Source organism: Scytonema sp. UIC 10036 (genome assembly GCF_009725235.1).
Genome location: NZ_WJFC01000013.1, coordinates 86,689 through 106,064, shown reverse-complemented (window position 1 = coordinate 106,064; position 19,376 = coordinate 86,689). Strand labels below are relative to the sequence as shown.

13 protein-coding genes and 1 pseudogene are annotated in these 19,376 nt (G+C 41.6%); 5 read left to right on the top strand and 9 right to left on the bottom strand.

Annotated elements, in window-relative coordinates:
* Positions 1-30: 30 nt before the first annotated feature.
* Entirely contained in the window at positions 31-297 is a 267-nt protein-coding gene (locus F7734_RS08705) for a hypothetical protein (RefSeq protein WP_155744292.1), read from the bottom strand.
* Positions 298-1,011: 714 nt separating this feature from the next.
* On the opposite strand from F7734_RS08705, the gene F7734_RS08700 reads away from it, so the two are divergent.
* Positions 1,012-1,533, top strand: a complete 522-nt coding sequence (locus tag F7734_RS08700; protein WP_155744291.1) for a COP23 domain-containing protein — start codon at positions 1,012-1,014, stop codon at positions 1,531-1,533.
* An 86-nt stretch (positions 1,534-1,619) separates the two neighbouring features.
* Complete coding sequence (locus F7734_RS08695; RefSeq protein WP_243146758.1) at positions 1,620-4,898, top strand: serine protease; 3,279 nt, start codon at positions 1,620-1,622, stop codon at positions 4,896-4,898.
* Between the two features lie 78 nt (positions 4,899-4,976).
* On the opposite strand, the gene F7734_RS08690 is transcribed toward F7734_RS08695, so the two are convergent.
* Positions 4,977-6,974, bottom strand: a complete 1,998-nt coding sequence (locus F7734_RS08690) for a serine/threonine-protein kinase (RefSeq protein ID WP_155744290.1) — start codon at positions 6,972-6,974, stop codon at positions 4,977-4,979.
* A 182-nt stretch (positions 6,975-7,156) separates the two neighbouring features.
* On the opposite strand from F7734_RS08690, the gene F7734_RS08685 reads away from it, so the two are divergent.
* Positions 7,157-7,477 (top strand): Uma2 family endonuclease, encoded by a 321-nt coding sequence (locus F7734_RS08685; protein WP_243146757.1) that lies wholly within the window; start codon positions 7,157-7,159, stop codon positions 7,475-7,477.
* Here F7734_RS08685 and F7734_RS08680 read toward each other — a convergent pair.
* Together F7734_RS08680 and tnpA are read right to left on the bottom strand one after the other, a co-directional pair.
* Positions 7,452-8,435: a WD40 repeat domain-containing protein gene (locus F7734_RS08680; protein WP_155744288.1), complete on the bottom strand. Its 984-nt coding sequence runs from the start codon at positions 8,433-8,435 to the stop codon at positions 7,452-7,454. The two genes, F7734_RS08685 and F7734_RS08680, sit on opposite strands and share 26 nt — an antisense overlap.
* Before the next feature lie 33 nt (positions 8,436-8,468).
* Positions 8,469-8,865 (bottom strand): annotated as a pseudogene (gene tnpA / locus F7734_RS08675) (IS200/IS605 family transposase).
* Between the two features lie 78 nt (positions 8,866-8,943).
* On the opposite strand from tnpA, the gene F7734_RS08670 reads away from it, so the two are divergent.
* Positions 8,944-10,542 (top strand): transposase, encoded by a 1,599-nt coding sequence (locus F7734_RS08670; protein WP_347566150.1) that lies wholly within the window; start codon positions 8,944-8,946, stop codon positions 10,540-10,542.
* Here the strand turns inward: F7734_RS08670 and F7734_RS66000 are convergent.
* The gene (locus tag F7734_RS66000; protein WP_347566149.1) at positions 10,483-10,758 is read right to left on the bottom strand and encodes a 4-Cys prefix domain-containing protein; all 276 of its coding nucleotides are present in this window, start codon (positions 10,756-10,758) and stop codon (positions 10,483-10,485) included. The genes F7734_RS08670 and F7734_RS66000 overlap by 60 nt on opposite strands.
* 994 nt (positions 10,759-11,752) lie before the next feature.
* Complete coding sequence (locus F7734_RS08665; protein WP_155744286.1) at positions 11,753-11,911, bottom strand: hypothetical protein; 159 nt, start codon at positions 11,909-11,911, stop codon at positions 11,753-11,755.
* Between the two features lie 3 nt (positions 11,912-11,914).
* On the opposite strand from F7734_RS08665, the gene F7734_RS08660 reads away from it, so the two are divergent.
* The gene (locus F7734_RS08660; RefSeq protein ID WP_155744285.1) at positions 11,915-12,877 is read left to right on the top strand and encodes a PPC domain-containing protein; all 963 of its coding nucleotides are present in this window, start codon (positions 11,915-11,917) and stop codon (positions 12,875-12,877) included.
* Positions 12,878-13,006: 129 nt separating this feature from the next.
* Here the strand turns inward: F7734_RS08660 and F7734_RS08655 are convergent, their stop codons facing one another.
* From F7734_RS08655 to F7734_RS08645, 3 genes are all read right to left on the bottom strand, one after another.
* Positions 13,007-14,023, bottom strand: a complete 1,017-nt coding sequence (locus F7734_RS08655) for a tetratricopeptide repeat protein (protein WP_155744284.1) — start codon at positions 14,021-14,023, stop codon at positions 13,007-13,009.
* 313 nt (positions 14,024-14,336) lie between these two features.
* Positions 14,337-17,243, bottom strand: a complete 2,907-nt coding sequence (locus F7734_RS08650) for a filamentous hemagglutinin N-terminal domain-containing protein (RefSeq protein WP_155744283.1) — start codon at positions 17,241-17,243, stop codon at positions 14,337-14,339.
* A 234-nt stretch (positions 17,244-17,477) separates the two neighbouring features.
* Entirely contained in the window at positions 17,478-19,220 is a 1,743-nt protein-coding gene (locus F7734_RS08645) for an IS200/IS605 family accessory protein TnpB-related protein (protein ID WP_155744282.1), read from the bottom strand.
* Positions 19,221-19,376: the final 156 nt, after the last annotated feature.

The window sequence follows — 19,376 nt, the reverse complement described above, 5'->3', positions numbered from 1 at the left end:
AAGCATTTAGCCCTCTCACTCCTTGTGCTGCTATGACGCTTTTAACTTTCTTTCTATCGCTTCAAATTGGGCTTGGATTTCTGTCCGGAACTCTGCTAGTTTCTGATTCACTTTTTGGTCAATTAGCGTTGACACTTCCTCAACTGCTGGATTGGGCATTGCGCCAGAATGTACTAAGAGTTCCTTTAACAATCTTGCAGCGGTTGCATGGATAGAACCGTCTTCAGGTAGCTTCAGTGCTTCTAAAGCTGCCAGTTCGGAGTCATCCATACGAAAACTAACAATTTTTGTTGCCATAGCTGTAAGTTTTAGGATTCATCTTTTCTATGTTGACAAAGTGTTTACAAACCGTCAACTAGTAAAGTATCATTATTCTTGCGTAAACAAAACGTTTACGATATGTCAACAAGAGAGGGAGTTGCCCCCTGTCCTCGCAAGACCGGGCAACGACCTCAAGTTGTACAAACCCTAAAAAAAAGGATTCATGATGACCGTTCTCTTGTTGCTCTTGTGAATTAATAAGCTTTTCAGGTGGGATAAGCCCACTTTTTTTATAGCCAAACAAGAATTGCGATAAGGCACGCTACGGACTTCAGCCGTATCGCCCTGCTTGAACTCTAAATCATTCATAGAGATACTGCCATCGCTCCCCAAGCGTGCAAATATTCAAAGCTTTTTTACGTCCATTTTTTCCAACCACCGCCAAAATAGTTGATGTTTTAATTGCAACTGCGCTCCATTTGATTAATCCCGAGCATTTAAAAAACTGGTTGACAAACTGTTGTTACTGTACGTAGAGTAAAACTGTAATCTGCTGTAGATATTACTGTTTTCCCTTGAATTCCAGGTATTTAAAAGCACAAGTGTCTTTTTTCTTGAATAAAGTATTAAAATGGGGATGCAGTATAATACGATCTAACAAGATTTTTATTCCCATTTGAACTCAGGATTTATCTGTGTACATAACGTAGTTAACAACACTTCTAAACACACAGGAAGCATAGTATCACTATGAAAGCGAAAATGTTTGCCAATATGCTAGCTGCTAGTGCCATAGCACTCAGTAGCATTGCAACAATGGCTCGACCTATCCAAGCTCAAACGACAACATATTTTTGTGCGCCCAGTAAAGATGGCGTCCCAACCACGTATGCCAGAACTGTCACAGGGAAGAAAGTTGCACTCATTAGTTGGAAGAGAACTTGGAGTCATGCTTATTCTGCTAAAGCTCGTTGTGAGTTAGTTTCCGCTCGGTTTCAAAATGCTTCTCAAGATGGTGTGCTTAATTATCTCACCATTGGATCGATGAATGGTCAACAAGTTTTGTGTGCTGCTAGCCGATATGGCGATACCTGTAGCCACTTACTTCTTACCCTAAGACCAGAGGACAATGCCAGTCGAGTCATTGAAAACCTCAGACAAATGGGATATACAGCTAGTGGTCCAATCGTGCAATCGGGGGGTGTGTCGTCTCCCCATGTCTATGTTGATGTCAATCAGATGTTACGGGAAAAACCCACTGATGTTGAATAAAGTATTTTTGTTTCTTAATATTTTTGCGTAGTTCCCAAGTAGGAAATAGGGAAGTCGTAAATAAAACCCTATTTCCCCAAATTTTTATGAGAGATGAGGCTAGATTTATGGGATACGAGCAAATCAATCATCGTTTTCTGGCTTTCAGCATCTCGATAAGTACATTGTTGATGCTGTCAGTACAGGGTTGCTACCTAAGTATTTCTGCCCCCGCAGTTTTTGCCTTGCAACAATCTTCTAAATTGTCTTCAAGTCAATTGCAAAAGCTTGCTCAATCCATCACCGTTGGCATTGTCTCCGGAGAAAGAGGCGGTTCTGGAATTATTCTTCAGAAAGAAGGGGATCTGTATACAGTTTTAACCAGTCAGCACGTTGTAGACCAAGGAAAAGCTCATCTTATTTATACAGCGGATGGTGAAAAATATCCTGCTGAGTTGGTGAAAGGGATAGATTACAATTATCAGGATTTGGTTTTATTACAGTTTCGTGCAAATAAACACTATATAGTAGCTCCTATAGGCAATTCATTGACTTTGAAGGAAGGAGATGAAGTATTTTCTGCTGGTTTTCCTTTTGAGAGTCATTCGTCGGCGGTAAAACAGTTGGTGTTCAGAACGGGACGAGTCTCTCTGCTTTTAGGGCGTCCTTTGAAAGGCGGTTACCGAGTTGGGTATACCAATGAAGTTGACAAGGGTATGAGTGGCGGACCGATGCTCAATAGTGCGGGTAGAGTTGTTGGTATCAATGGCATCCACGCTCAACCTCTATGGGGCGATCCTTACATCTATGAAGATGGTTCGCAGCCCAATGATGCTTTACGCGATCGCATGAGAAAATCGAGTTGGGCAGTGCCTATTGATACAATAGCTCGGCTAGAGCCACCCGTAATTCCACCAGAGGTTTTGCAAAATCAACCAACAGGTACCAGAGCAGCAACTAAACCCATACCTCCTGCTACAAGTCTAGTGGACAATATTGCCAAAGAAATTACGGTGCAGATTGCTTGGGAAAATAGTCACGGATCGGGAGTTATTGCGGCAAAAGAAGGTAATATATACTACGTTATTACCGCAGGTCATGTGGTGCGTGGTAAGAACGAATTAAAAGTTGTTACTCACGACGGAAAGCAACACTCTGTGGACACGACTACAGTGAAAACTTGGGAAGGGACAGATCTAGCTCTCGTACAGTTTATTAGCAATAACACTTATCAAGTAGGTGTTTTAGGAGACTACGAGTTGGGGAATGAAGACAGATTGGTTTTTGTCTCTGGGACACCTGTATCAACACAGCCTGTGGAACAACCAAAGCGCCAGTTTAACGTGGGATTGTTGTACGGAGGGGGAATCGATCGCGTCAAGGATTCTCGTTCTTTTGCTTTTGGCTACGATCTAGTTTATACTAATTCAACTACCAAAGGCATGAGTGGTAGCCCCGTGTTGGACAGCTTGGGTCGAGTCATTGGTATTCACACAGCAGCAGAAGGAGAACCAACTGTAATTAAACAGAAAACAGGTGAGGAACGAGAAATCCAATTGGGATACAGTTTGGGTGTACGCATCCGCACGTTTCTAGCATTAGTACAACAGGACAAAAAACACATTAGCTTTAAAATACAGACTTCTCTACCACCGCGATTGAGCGCTCCACAATTAGATGAAATTATTACATCTTCTTTTAATCTAGAACCACCAGGAAGGGTAGCGGATGAATTTGATTGGCTCAGTTATGGTAACAAACTCCTGCGATCGCAAAAATACGAAAAAGCAGTAAACGCTTTTGATAAAGCAATACATATCAAGCCAAACTTTTATCAAGCTTGGTATGCGAAGGGAAGGGCGCAACGTTTGCTCAATAGATACAAAGAAGCATTGGTATCTTTCAATCAAGCTACCTCATACAATCCCACATACGATCCAGCATGGCGAGAGATGGGAGATTCCTTATTTGCTTTGAATCGATACGAAGAAGCAAGTAAAGCTCTAGAAAAAGTAGTTGAACTCAAGCCGGATGAGTTTATGGCTTATCGAGGGCTGTGTAGCGTTTTGGCGGAAATGGGAAATTATGTACCAGCCATTAAAGCGTGCGATCGAGCTATCAAAATTAATCCCCAACCTTTGCAGTATATTCTTCGCGGTGAAATCCATAGAAACATGGGAGATACTCAAGAAGCAATTAAGGATTTCGACACCGCTTTGAACCTTCAGCCCGATAACCCCTTTGCATACAGACAACAAGGTGTCGCTAGATCTCAAGAAGGAAATTATCAAGGAGCACTTGCAGATTTAAACAAAGCGATAAGTCTTCAACCTGACAATGCCTATGCTTATGTGGATCGAGGAGTTGTCTACGCTCAAATGGGCAATCGGTTGGCGTTTATGGAAGATTTTAACAAAGCTATGCGCCTTGAACCTGACTCTGCCTCTATCTACAGTAAACGAGGTCTTGCACGCTATCATCTTCAAGATTTTCAGGGAGCTATTGAAGATTACACTACAGCCATTGGCTTCGCTCCAGAATCAGCTTATATCTATTACAAAAAGCTGGGTGATGTCAGAACAGCACAGAAAGATTTTGAGGCAGCTAGTGCAAATTATACCGAAGCCATACGCTTGCAACCCAACTATGCTCCTGCTTATGTAGGACGGGGAATTGTCCGTGCTAGAGTCGGAAACCAGCGCTTAATGTTTGAGGATTTGAATCAAGCTTTGAGCCTACAGCCTGATAATGCTTGGTTATACAGCTATCGCGGAGATGCTCGGTTTATTTTAAAAGATTACCAAGGAGGAATGGGGGATTACAATAAGGCGATCGCTCTGTTTCCCCAACTTGGGTATCTGTATTACACGTTACGGGGTAACGCCCGACAAGAACAAAAAGACTACAAAGGCGCGATCGCAGACTATAATGAAGCGCTTCATCTCAAGCCAAACTTTGCTTTAGCTTACAACAACCGAGGGCTGGCGAGGGTTGCTTGGGAAGAAAATGGTGCAGTCTCATCGGTTCCCTCAGGGTTATATATTAATCCAAAAGAGTCAGTGGGAACTCAGAAAGATTACGAGCGTGCGATCGATGATTTCACAGCAGCAATTCGCTATAAGCCAGATTTTGCCCTAGCTTATAATAACCGAGGTTTTGCCCGTTATGCTCAGAAGGATTATGAAGGAGCGCTTGCTGATTACAACCAAGCAATCCGCCTCCATCCTAAAAATGCTTTACTTTATATCAGCCGTGCTTTTGTGCGTTACGCCCGGAAAGATGATAAGGGAGCAATTGAGGATTTCAACCAAGCAGTTCGTTTGAAGCCAGAATTAGTTGAAGCTTACAAAGACCAAGGTTTTGCTCGTCCTTTGGAAAAAGAGTAATATTATTAACCGCAGACGCACGCAGACAAACGCAGATGTTCTTGTATTTTATCTGCGTCCATCTGCGTGCGTCTGCGGTTACAATTTTACCTGCCAAATATTAACACTTCCATCCGCACTACCGCCAATTAGAGTTTTGTTATCGGGGCTAAAGACGACAGAGGTGACTTCTTTAGAAAGACTTTTATATGTGCGAATTTCTCTTTTAGTTTTTATATCCCATAGTTTGATGGTGTTGTCGCTGCTACCGCTAGCTAGGATTTTGCCATCTGAAGTAAAAGCTAGAGAATTTACTGAATATCTATGACCTTTAAAGGTATAAATTTCTTCACCAGTACTTAAGTTCCATAGCTTGATGGTGTCATCAGCGCTGCTACTAGCAAGAATTCCACCGAATTCGAGATTGGGAGAGATGGGACTTATTGCAACAGACCGAACGGGTTCGGAATGCCCTGTGAGAGATCTGATGACTTGTTGGCTTTTAAGATTCCATAGTTTTATGGTATAATCTTCACTTCCACTAGCAAGAGTTTCCCCGTCGAAAGTGAAAGCAAGGGATTTTACCGAGCTGGTATGTTCTTTGAGTGTTGCAATTTCCTTTCCTGTTGCTAGTTCCCATAGTTTTATAGTACCATCAAAACTCCCACTGGCTAGGATTTGGCTGTCTGGACTGATAGTTACAACTTCGACAGAACTGGAATGACCGTAAAGGGTACGAATTTCTTTTTTAGTGAATGGGTTCCACAGTTTGATGGTATTGTCACCATTGCCACTTGCTACAATTTGACCATCAGGACTGATGGCAACGGAATGAACTGAGCCAGCATAACTCTCTAATGTGGCGATTTCCGTTTTAGTGACTAAATTCCATAGTTTTACTGTTGTGTCAAAACTGCTACTGGCTAAGATTACACTCTTGGAAGTGCCACTGACAGCGACAGCCGTGACTAGGTTAGAATGCCCGTTAAGGGTTTTGAGTGGGGAAGACGGACTTTCTGCTAAAGGGTTGAGAAGTGGTGAATCTTTCATATACCAAATTCCTCCCAACCCTAAAAAGAGAATGCTTGTACCGATTAAAAGACTTCTTCGCAGTAGGGATGCTCGTGAGGATGGTGGCGGCACCGATAAATGAGACGATAAATCTTGTAAAACTTCATTTGCTGATTGATAGCGTTCTCTAATTTCTTTCTTCAAAAGTTTATCGATCACCTTACCCAGACCGTTACTAATTGGGCTTCTCAAATATTGTCGCCAAGCGATCGTCCAACTGTAACCATTTTCTGTCCATAAAATAGCAGGTGACACCCCAGTCATTAAGTGAAAACAAGTAGCACCTAAACTAAATAAATCGCTTGCAGGATGGGCTTCTCCATCTTGCATTTGTTCTAGAGGGCTGTAACCACGAGTACCAATGGTTGTTCCCGGTTTTGTCTTTACAGTTTCGGTGAGTTGTTTTGAAGCACCAAAATCAATCAGTACAAGTTCTCCTTCTATCGTTCCTAAGACGGATGACAAATTCTTTTTCTTCTGAAATTTTGGTTGAGAGAAGGGCGATCGCCGCATAATATTTTGTGGTTTAATATCCCGATGAATCACCCCATATTCGTGGATAAACTGAAGAACGGGCAGCAAATTGAGCAATAGTTTGCGAATGGCTATTTCGCCATAGGTTCCCCTTTGTTGCAACTCCCGACTCAAATTTTGTCCATCAATAAATTCTTGTACCAAATAGAGATAGTGCTCCTCCTCAAAGTAAGCTAGCAACGTAGGAATTTGTTGGTGTTTACCTAGTTCTTGAAGGCGCTGTGCTTCCTGTTGAAACGATTCAATCGCCTTCTTAATAGCCCACGTTCCCTGGACTTTTGGTGCCAATTGCTTAACAACACAGCGTTCGTTAAGTTTGTCTACATCTTCCGCTAAATAAGTCTTACCAAATCCGCCCTCATCCGAAAGGACATTGGTAACGCGATAATGACCTCGAAGAAGTGGTACCAGTAGCGTGCCGCAACTCTGGCAATAATTTATCCCATCAGGATTGAGAGGATTCGGGCAATCAGGGTTTAGGCAGCAGAGCATCGTCTAACAAGGTGACTGTGCTGCAATCTATGATATTACATTAAGTGATTGGGCATTGGGCAAGAGGGCATTGGGGACTAGAATCTTCTCCCTTGTCTCCCAATACTGCGTAGGTTTTGCTTAAAAACACGCAATTGTGTAGGTTGGGTTGAGGAACGAAACCCAACATTTATCGGCATTTGTTGGGTTTTGCTGTCGCTCAACCCCTACTACAATTTCTCTTAAGCGAGCAGCCACGTCGTATCGATCTGCATCAATGGCAAACACCTAATTTAGTTGGTGAAATTTCTGATACAACCTTGGCAATAGATCTTGATGAGAAGAAAAAAATTTATGCAGATTTGGGTATTTCCGAATATTGGGTTATTGATGTTGGGGGAAAGCGAGTGTTTGCATTTCGGTTACAAGAAAATGGTAAATATACTGAATGTACTGAATCTGTAGGAACAGCAATACTTTGTTGCTCAAGACAGAAAATCATTGAGGAACCCGCCAAATCTTGAGAATATTCTCAGCGTTACCACCACTGACCAAAGTTTGTCCATCTGGACTGAAAGCCACAGAATAAATATTACCAAGATCCTTCCTTAGGATATGTTCTTCTCTAGCAGTAAATACATTCCATATTATGACTGTATTATCGTGACTGCCACTGACTAGTTTTTGCCCATCGGAACTGAAAGCAATGGAATTTACCCTCTTGGTATGCCCCAGTAAAATGTGGGTTTCCAGTTGTGTTGCTAAATTCCACAATCGAATTGTCATGTCCCCACCACTACTCGCAAGCGTCGTACCATCAGGGCTGACAGCGATAGAAAGCACCGAATCTGTGTGTCCGCTAAGGGTCGCAGTTTTCAGTTGGCTTTCCAAATCCCACAAGATAATGGTGTTATCGTAGCTACCACTAATTAGTGTTTTGCCATCGGGAGTAAAGGCGATAGAACTCACCGGGCGACTGTGTCCTTTGAGAGGAGAATGAATTTCTTGCTGAGTCGCTATATTCCACAGTCTAACAGTTCCATCCAAACTTCCACTGGCAAGAGTGTTGCCATCAGGAGCAAAAGCCACGGAAGTTACAGTGCCTTCATGCCCTTTAAGGATGGCTAGTTGTCGTTTGCTTTCTACATCCCAAACTATGATGGTTTTGTCAGAACTGCCACTAGCAAGCGTCTTACCATCAGGAGCAAAGGCTATGGAATAAATATATCCCGTATGTCCTGAAAAGGCAGCTATGGTCTGTTTATTGAATAAATTCCATAGTAATATAGTTTTATCGTCACTACCACTAGCAAGGGTTAATCCACTGGGACTGAAGGTGACAGCATTGACATCACTGCTATGACCTCGAAGGTTTTCAGGGGAGTGATCGCTATCTGACAATTGGTTTGTTGATTCATTGTTGTCATTTTCGTTTGTGCTTTCACCAAAAATCAAAGGGCGGAAGCCCCTGCGTTTACGCATGGGGAGGAAGCCCGTAGCTGAATTTATTCAGAGTCAAGTTTCTTTTTGGTTCTGAATATAAAGCTTAACAATTTCTAGCGGTGCGCCTCCAACGGTTGACACGAAATATGAGTTAGTCCACTGGCGTTGGTAACCTTGATTTTAGATGAGGAAATTCTGCACGCAGATAACGTGATGTTGCCCCTTTAAATCGTTTGATTGCTTTATGTACCCCAAATTGTGGGTCTACTTCAATCAATAAATGTACATGGTCAGGCATGATTTCCATCTCTATAATGTCCACTTTTATGTCGTTAGCTATTTGTTCCAATAATTCTTTTAGCCGTAAATCTACGCCATCTTTTAATACACTACGCCGATATTTTGGAGTCCAAACTACGTGATATTTGCACGAATAAACAATATTATTGTTTGATTTATATTTATTCATAATCAACTACTTGACTAGATGGAATACATCTATAGAATAGATAAATATAGATAAACTAATCAAGGAAGTGATAATAAAGTGCAAGTTCGGTGGAACTTTAAGCTCAAGCCAACAAAAACCCAATCCCAACAAATGTCAAGGTGGCTGGTGACGCTACGCAAGCACCGTAACTACGCACTTCGTGAAAGAGAAACTGGATATAGCACAAATAACCAAGATATTGATGCTCCTGTTGTTTATGCTTGGGGTAGTTGGTGCGATATCTCTTCAAAGATTGAATATGGTTCGTGTTGTCCTCTAACGTGCCCAGTAATTAAGCATGGGGTAGTTCCCGTTGAATTAACAATGGGATTAAAAACATCAAAAGAAAAAGTCAATCCCAAAACAGGCGAAATAGTTAAGCCAAGCATCGTTAGTTGGGATAGCGCCTCAGGTATTCAATCCAAGGTAACGACACAACTACGTCATGAGCGAAATAACTTTGCAGAAATTGACTCAGACGTTTTACAAAGAAATTTAGCTAAACTTGATACTGCCTACAATAACTTTTTCAAACACGGCAGAGGTTTTCCTAATTATCTAAGAATTTTAAATTCGTTTGAATATAAGCCAGGACGCATTAAACTGGTGGAAATCAAAGATAATTATGGAATTATTTATCTTCCTGGTATTGGTAATGTAAAGTTTCATAATAGCCGTGATTTTAGCCAAGTTATTGATACTAGAACCTGTACGGTAAAACGCAAAGGTGGTTATTGGTTTATTTCCATATTGGTTGAGATGCCGGGAGAATTGCCCGAAGTTAAACCACTTGAAGATGTTAAATCAGTAGTAGGTATTGATATCGGTGTTAATAAGCTATTAGCATTTACTGATGGTAGCTTTGCAGAAAATATTAGACCTACAACTAATAAAAGAACTGCGCGACGTTTGAGAATGCGCCAGCGTGCTATAAGCCGAAAAGTAAAAGGCTCAAAAAATAGAAGAAAAGCTGTTGAGAGATTATCTCGTATTCAACATAAATTAGAACAGAAACGTGACGGATATAACTGGCAAGTAGCTAGTATTACTGTCAAAAAAGCTGATGCTGTTGCACGTGAAGACCTAAAAATTAAAAATATGGTTAAACGTGCTAAACCCAAACATGATGGTAAGGGTGGTTATAAAAAAAATGGTGCCAGTCGTAAAACTGGATTAAACAAGATAATTCTTGACTGCGGTTGGGGTGATTTGTTCAATAAAATTGCTTGGCTTGCACTAAAAGCTGGTAAACCAGTCATTATCGTAAATCCAAAACATTCAAGCCAAGAATGCCCCGCTTGCGGACACACTGATAAAAGTAATCGCGATGGTGAAAAATTTATTTGTACTGCATGCGGATATACAGCCCACGCTGACACCAAAGCGAGTAGAACGATCGCATCGCGTACTGGATTGGTCTTCCCAAAAAATCAAAAGCGCGAAGTTGGCGGTGTCGGTTTCCGTCCCGCCAAACTTCGTAAGAAGACCCTACCTGCGGACGGTGGGAAAGTTACGCCTAGTAGTTATCAATCCGTAAGGGTTGAGACTAGGAACCATGCCTATGACCAGATTGGCGTTCAGTTAACTTTGTTTAATTTAGAACAATACCATTCTGGTGACAGTCGGAAAACTAAGAAATACGGCAGAAAATCTTAGTGAATCCCCCAGCTTTAGCTGTGGGGAGAGGTCAACTAGTTTGTCTACATCTTCTGCTAAAAAAGTTTGACTAAATCCACCTTCAGTAGATAAGACTTTAATAATTCGATAACGATTTCTCAACTGCGGTATCAATGGTGTCTGACAACTTTGGCAATATCGATTGCCATCGTTATTTTCAGGATGTGGACAATTGGGATTGAGGCAGTAAAGCATACTGAAAAGAAGACATGGGAGTTAGTATATATTATGTCATGTCTTGTAATTTTGCTATCTTCAATTTATACACTATTGACTCATAAGCAATATCTAAGAATATTTTTTAGGCGGCAGATTCATCTAAATTTATACAATCAATGTTAAAAGAAGTATCAAAAATTTATTTCTATCAGTACAGGTCAGCGGAAATTAGCCAACTCGTTGAAATGTCTAAAACATTTACAGAAATTGCGATCGCGAATAATACAGTTGTAAAACACTTCTAGTGTTATCATAAGGGACTCAGAAGTAAAATTTTTAACTATATTTAAGCAATTATAATTGGTTTCAAGAGGAAATCTCTAGCTTTTCTCAATTTCTAGCTAATTTCTAGTTTTTTATCTAATTATCTACTTTTGACAATCCAAAAGATTTTTTGATAAAATTTATACATATCAATTATGATGTTGGAGATTTTTGAAATCAGAATTTCATAATAAAATTAAATTTGTTTATTCATAAAAAATTATTCATAAATATTTCTTATTGTAAGGGAATTACAAACCTCTATTCTCTAGGAGTTCGATTATGTCAGGACAAAGCGAAAACAAGTATAATAAACAGACGCAAGTTCATTCTAAGTTGACTTGCAGATCGCAAAAGTAGAAACTGCTAATAGTGGCTTCTGATGTAGGCTACATTATGGCTGTAGAAGCTTTCAGAACTGCCTCGGCAAACTAATCTCACACAATTGCTAAACTACCAGACGAAAGAGAACAAGAAGCGGTTAGGCAAACTTATTGAGCAAGTAGAGACTCCCAAATACCTGCGAGTCCAACCACTCCAAACCAACTATGAATCTCCATCTAGCACCAAAACCTTCGCAAATTAGAAATCCAAGTGCATAACGTAGCCAACCCGCGCTCCCAACCAAGCCACAAGCAGAAACGACTCCAGGTACCAGCACGGCGACTGCTCCTGCAACCCAAACCCAAGCCGCAAGTCCCCAAACCTACAGCCCTGCACCCAAACCCAAAGCCACAAGCAAAACGATCCAAGTACCAATACAGCTACAGCGCCTGCACCCAAAACCCAAGCCACAAGCAGAAACGACTCCAAGTACCAATACAGCTACAGCGCCTGCACCCAACCCAACGCAGAGAGTAACCAATACATGCAGCGCCGCCCACCAAACCCAAGCCGCAGGTATCATACAGCTACAGCGCCTGCACCCAAACCCAAGCCACAAGCAGAAACGACTCCAAGTACCAGCACGGCGACTGCTCCTGTACAAAATACGACTCAACAACAAGGAGGACGTACTCCCAGTGATAATACGACGACTATTTCGACTCCAAATCCTCAGCCAAGAGTTGAGCGTACTGCTGCTGTCAGTTCAAGACGGCCCAATGGACAAAGAACTAATAATTCGCTAATTAATTCATTAGATGGAATAACTTTTAAAGAGATTAATTTTGTAGACTTTGCACTCGGTATTTTAGCTCCTGGCGATTATCAATACAAAGGCAGGCGTTATCATTTTTATCAGTTTGATGGGCAAGAAAACCAACATATTCAAATTAGGTTAACAGGTAGTGCAGATAACCGTCGCACCAATAACTTGGCTTTAGAGCCATTTGTCCTTTTACTCGATCCCGATAATAACGTGCTTGTTAGTAGGGGAACTACACAAAAAAACAAGGATGCGTATATATTCGCACGTTTGCCTGTAGCGGGTAAGTATACGATCGCTGTCACAAGTCGAGATGCTAAGGATATAGGGCGCTATAGTTTGGCTCTGAGAAACGACACGTCCGGTTATCTTTTAGATGAAGCAGCCAAATTAGATGAAAGTTTAACTTTGAAAAAAAATAGAAACTCTTATGATGTTTCTAAGTTTCAAGGAAAGAGAGATCAACGCGTCAGTATACGTGTAGAGAGTGTTTATGAAGAGTTTGTTCCTTACGTGGTCTTGATGAATTCTAAAGGGCAAGTTGTTGCGTCGGATCTAGACAAAGATCGCAAGTACAGTGCTCTTATTGATAGAGCAAAGTTACCTGAGGATGGTACTTACTATGTGGTGGTGATTTCAGCTGTACCACAAGAAAACGGTAGATACAGATTAACAATGTGGTAATATTGTTATGCCTCACGCAAAGGCGCTAAGACGCGAAGAAATGTTTTGTGTCTTAGCTCTTTGCAAGGGGGGGCTTGAAATTTTGAGTAAACTTTTTCTGTTTGCGATTGTGCCATCATTTTGAAAGTTTTAAAGCATTTGTTCGACTAAGGAGATACCAAGAGCTTGTTTGGTTTCTAAACTCTGTTGATTGTACTCTCTTGCTGTTTCTTCATCTCCCAAGCAAAGGTACGCTTTTGATAAGGATTGCAAACAACTTGCTTCTACTTGGAGGTAACCCATTTGAACTGCCATGTCGATGCATTCTGCGTAAATGTCCATTGCTTCTTCAATCAAATTTTCGTTCAGATAAAAGTCTCCCAAACCTTTTAGGCTTTGGACTTCTAACTTGGTAGCACCTATTTCTTGAGCAATTTCCCAACACTTCCAGTGGCAATCTCCTGCTTCTGTTATGCAGCCTATAGCTTCATAATAAATTGCTAGGTCATAGAGAGTATGAGCTTCCATAGAACGCAAGCGAAGCTCTCGTGCGATCGCCAAACGTCTCTCACTTAATTCTACAGCTTGAGCATATTGGCTCATGAAATAACACGAGGATATCATTTGTTGAAGTAGCATTGCTTCGCTACGTTTTGCGTCTGTTTCTAACAGTATGGTGCGAGCAGGTGTGTAAAACTTTAGTGCTTCAGCAAAATTATCTTGGTGATATAAAGTGTCTCCTATCAGTGCAAGTGCATTCGCTTCTCCTATGCGATCGCCTTGCTTTCTAAAAATTTCCAAAGCTTGCTCGTAAGACTCTTTTGCCTTACAAAACTGCTTGGTTTCTAAGTAAATATTTCCAATGGCAAATTCTGCTGATACACCTTGTAAGGGAGTCTCAGCATATATACCTATTAACTGACGAACCAGTTTCATGAGGGGAGCAGAGATTTCTGGAGCAAGATCCACAGACAGGATAGACGCGCTTTGTTGTGTTGTCTGTATCAACTCAAGTACTATTTCTACCAGGTCAGTATCTATCAAATGTTGGTTGAGTTTTAAAATCTCTGTTTTTTTATGGTTAGAACAGCTTAGCAATGCATTAATCAGCTTGAGATAGCTTTGGTAGAGTTCTTGGTTTGGGTTGTGTATTAAGGAGTTTATCATAATTTTATTTGCTATCTGTCCTTGAGATTTCTACAAAAATCAGTAAAATCACTTGCAGTTAGTTTTTATTTGTTTCAATTCTTACTGCGTTGTTTTTTAGAATATGTGGAAAAAATGAAAAACCTGTGAAGATGATTGTAAAGAATTATGAGGTGCAGAGTACGCAGAGGAGCCAGCGCCGTGCTTTGGTTTCCAAAGTTGAGGCGACTGACGTGGCGCAGAGAGTAAAGATGACTCACCTACAAAATTGGTATTTTTGGAGTGGAAATCTCCCATAACACTCATTGCAAATTCTATGTCCTTTGACTGACGTTTAAGAAGCACGGCAAGATACAAATTCCTGCCAGGAACTATGGGGTGTGGTGGATGTATCAGTTGTGAGGACTATTTCACCTTTGGCATTTTTCACCCAACCAGTAGCTTCAACTATGCGTTCTGATGCGCGTGTTGTTGTATTTGTGACAGGAAATGAATTCTTCCCGTTGTCAATGTTTGAATCGAGAGAGATCCAACCAACCTGCATGGCGTCAGATGTCAAAGTTTCAAGAGGACTGGGAGGTAATCCACCACGTCCTATTTCGGTAAATGAACTCCTTCTCTGTCTACTACCAGGATTGCAGGCAGTGGAAATTTGTTGTGTTGCCTCAATCAAATTTGTAGGCAGTTCCACTAATCCCCTGCTGGGGTCAACATCGGGTGTATTGACACTTATCTGACCATTTGCAGTAGGACTTGTCTGGGAAATTGCTGTGATATCATTTGTTGGTAGCTGTTGAGGGTCTAAGTTCGTTCCTAGCAGCCTCAGCAAGTCTTCACGAGTACGCACTGTCATACCAAAAATGCCAGCAGCGTTAATCGTGACTCTCCCTCCACTGCCACTAAACGCATTCGCAGTGATGTCGTTATTTTCCCTTGCTCTGCTAACGATAAAACCATTAGGAGCATTGATGCTGATATTGCCACCATTACCACCCGCTTGGTCTCTGCCTGCGGTGGTAGAGATTTGAGCACCACGAGCTAGAAAGAGTAAATCGGTTTGTAAGTGGATGTTGCCACCATTACCCAGTGTAGATTCAGCGTTGAGTCTGCCACCGTTGTTTAGGATAACTCTGGGTGAGGTAACAATAATATCTCCAGCAATACCCGTCGTACTTTGGGAGTTAACGAACAAGCTACTGTTAAAGTTAGAACTTTTGCCAAAAATGTTGACAAAATCAGTAGCATTAACTTTAATTGTGCCTGCACTCCCTTGTCCTAATGTTGCGGCAGTAAGTTGAGCGCCATCTCGTAACGAGAAGGAGCCAGAATCAATAGTTATGTTACCCCCATTGCCTTCTGACCCCCTTTGCACCAAGCTGCCAATCCCACTGACCAAACCGTTTTTCTCGCCAGCAATATCAATAGCGTCCCTGACTTTAATATTGACATTGCCTGCGTCTCCCCTTCCTGCTGGCTGGGTATTAGATGCTCCACGAGTCAGAGTTTGCAGTTGAGCGCCATCAATGAGTAATAATGTTGCAGCATTGATGTCTATATTACCTCCCTTACCAACACCTCCTCGTTCCACCGTGCTGAAGATAGTAACATTACCAGTAAGAGAAACCGTATTGCTCGCATCAATTGTGATATTTCCTGCATCACCCTGCCCAAAAGTGCTACTGGCTATTTCAGCACCATTCACCAGTGAAAGCGACCCTGAGGTAATACTAATGTTTCCTCCCCTACCTACAGTATTAGCTCCCAGAAAACTGTCAATGCCACTGCTACTGCTTTTATCTATACTTACTCCATCAAAAGAAACGCTACTACGGGCCTGAATAATCACATTGCCTGCATTACCGAGCTTTCCTGTGTTTTGAGTTCTTATACCCGCTCCGTTGACTAAAGAAACTGACCCAGCCTTGATGTAAATATTACCTGCATCACCGACATCACCCGATGCATTGCTAAATATACCCGTAATATTAGGCTTAACACTATCCAGAGCATCGAAAACGATCGCACCTTCAGTTGAAATTGTCACGTTACCTGCATTTCCCCGTCCCAAACTACTGGTACCTATGTAAGAACCATTGATGAATGCAACCCTATCTTGAGCTTGAAGCGTTACATGTCCAGCATTTCCCTTTCCAAAGGTGCTAGTTAGCACAGTCGCTACATTTGAAAGCGTAAATGAGTTAGCAGTGATATTAATATCTCCTCCCGTTCCAGATGCCCCTAGCATGGCGTTAGAAATCAGGCTGCCATCCTTGAGATTGACTGCTCCTGTTGCATTCACCTCAATGTTTCCCGCCTTACTATCAGTCGAACCCAACCCAAATCCTATTCCTGCCCGCAGGCTGCTTCCTCCTAAAAGCTCCAAATTCCGAGCGTTGATTGCAATACTGCCACCATTGTCTGTACGAACATTTACTTGAGCGCGATTGATGAGTGATACATCTGCTCGTTGTACTCCTTGAGGAAAACTTAAACTTAGGTTATTGCCATTAAAATTCAGTCCAACTGTACCTGTTCCCCCGACTCCGCCCAACTCAACTCGTCCACCATAAGCATTTAATCGTCCCCCATCCATACTAACGTTACCGCCCACCAGCAGTAAGCTCTTACCATCTGGTACTCGTAAACCAAATGCGTTTAAGCCTGCTGGATCTCTTCGGGCGGGTGCTACTGAGTAATTTTGAATAGATGCGTTTTGATTAATCTGATTAAAAAACAACGCAGAAGGATTAATGGTTAACAAAGGTGAAGGGATATTTCGAACGGTAGCGCTAAAAAATCCGAGAAAATCAAATTGGAGTGCAGTCGCTGTACTTGCCACAAACGAACCACCAACATCTAAGCTAGCATTCTGACCAAAAATAATCCCATTCGGATTAATTAGAAACAGGTTGGCAGTACCGTTGGCTTTAATTAAACCCTCAATGTTAGAAACTGACGCACCCGTTACCCGACTAATGATGTTTTGAATGTCCGTAGTATTTTTAAATATTGCCGTACCACTATTTGGGACAGAAAACTCCTGAAAGCTGTGGAACAGATTGCCTCCTACTTGAGTTCCTCCAGTAATATTGATGGTACTACCATCTGGTGTGACTATGGAATTATTTGGTAAGGTGCTATCGGGGATAATTTGGGCAGGAGCACAATTTGCACCTATGACTGTTGAACCGCCGATGGCAATACCTAATAACCAGCTCCAACGACTAGTTATCCCAGACATTGCACCTCCAAGTGTGTTGCAGCAGTTGCACTCTTTTTTGAATAAACTACGATTAGTGGAAATCAACGAAAATTAAGTTAACGCCTAGTATGAATCAGCTTTAACAGTGCGATTTTACGCAAAACTCACTAATTATTTACATAACTTTACAAGCAATAAGCGAGTTTATCTGTCCAATTCCGCGATCGCGCTTTCTTTTTTAAAATAGATTTGTAAAATGTAGCATCTGAACCGCTAATTAAAATCTAGAGAAATCTGAGTACACGTAGATTGACTACGCTTACGCGACTTTCTAGATCTAGATACAGCAACGGTGACTGTATCATTTCCCGTTGGAATTGCACCAACCTCGAAAAGCTCCAACTGTATTGGATTGCTCAGAAGTCCAGACCCACCTATAGAATAAGTAGGTTGACAATTGAGCGTAACCTTTCGCGCTCTGTTAAAGCGGGATGTAAAATATTTGTGTCTGGGAGTGTCTTTGACGCTCCTAGCTACCTTACTCCAATGCGACCAAACGTGCTTTACCTTATCGGTATAGGCGGACTTGGAAGGGAGTAGGGAATGGTTTTTGGGAAGACGTTCAGAAAATCTTCTGCCACGACGGGCAATAACGAAGGCAGCAGATGATGCCGAATTCATGCCATACATGGACATGAATTTTGTCAAACCAACCAAGCTGCTATAAGCGGGATTGACTTTTTTGTGGTAGATACCATGCTTTTGACACGCATTATCTAGAGCTTCATGCCATTGTGAATAGGCGAATGATGATAGCATCCGAGCATAGTTCTTGCCTTTCTCCTTAAGTTGCTTCTTTTTCGCCCAGAAGTCTAACTGTTCTGACGCGATGGGGAAGTTGTATTGTTTTGCCTTGGATACGACAAAAGTGGCTGCATCGCAGAGGATAGCTTCTCTTTGATTGGAAGTTTTGGAATGCAAATCCAACTTGTAGTCGCCATATTCAAGCAAGTTGCCTTGGGCATCGCATACCGCCCAGCCAACAGAATCGGCGTTTAAGTCAACTCCAACATAGCCAGATAAGTATTCAGACGTAATCTCTGGCAAGGTGATATCTGTAGTGGCTGCAATGTACCAGCAATCATCTTTCCAGTAAAATCGGAGCGTAATGGCGTTGTAACCAATTGCCCATTTTTCGGTTCCGTCTTTGGTTTTTACTTTGTAACAACGCTCTGAGATGGATTCAACGATTTCGTGGAAGCCATGCTTGAAGTTTAACCCATCAATGCGAATGTAATCACCACCCAGTCTTTCTTCTAGCGCGTAGGGAGTGCGAATAGAAAGCACAAAGCTATCCGTCTTTTCAATGTAGTCAAATTGCGCTAACTGGTTGCCTGATGACTCGTCCTTGCTGCCAACCAACACAAAGCTGTTAGCAACATCTGGTAACTCGTACTTTGGTTGAGTTGACTTCAAATGCGATAGCTGTGACTGGAGTAGATGCAATCGCCGTTTCTTTTGATGCAAACCAAATTTAGCGTCTTGGAGTTGCGTTGTTTGACGCTGCTTGGCGTAAACACTACAAGCTTTTTTGATTTTGGTTTTGCTAGTTTTAAATCCTTTGTTGGCTTTAGAGGTTTTACTAGACCGCTTGTTTTCTTGTTTGGCGAAATCTTTTATTTGTTTAGAACGCTTTTTGATATCGGACTTGAGCGACTTAATTTGACCTTCTAATGTTTTAATGCGATCGAGCCTGTTTTTGTTGACATTGGTGACAATTCCCTGAACTTCAGTGTAGATAGAGTTACTGTATCGCTTGTTGATCTTAAATAAGAGTTGTAATTCCTTATTGCAATCAAGTTGGCTTTTTTCAGCCAGAATCATTTCCAGACAGTGATGGCGGGCAGAGTCAATCAGATTGGAGATAGCAAATAACTCTCCCCAGTGCCAAAAATCTATTTGGTCTGTATAGGTTTTAGTTGGCTCTGTTTTAGCTAACTTTGCCACCCCTGCCACGCTTATCACCTCCTGGTTTTTCTTGCCTAATTCGTAACTAGATTGTATCCCATTTATCGCTATATTTAGCAATTGATTTGCCAGATTTAGTTGAAATATCTTGTAAAGATATCTCGTGCAATTCTCTCATCAGTTTAAGATTTTTCCTACTATGGG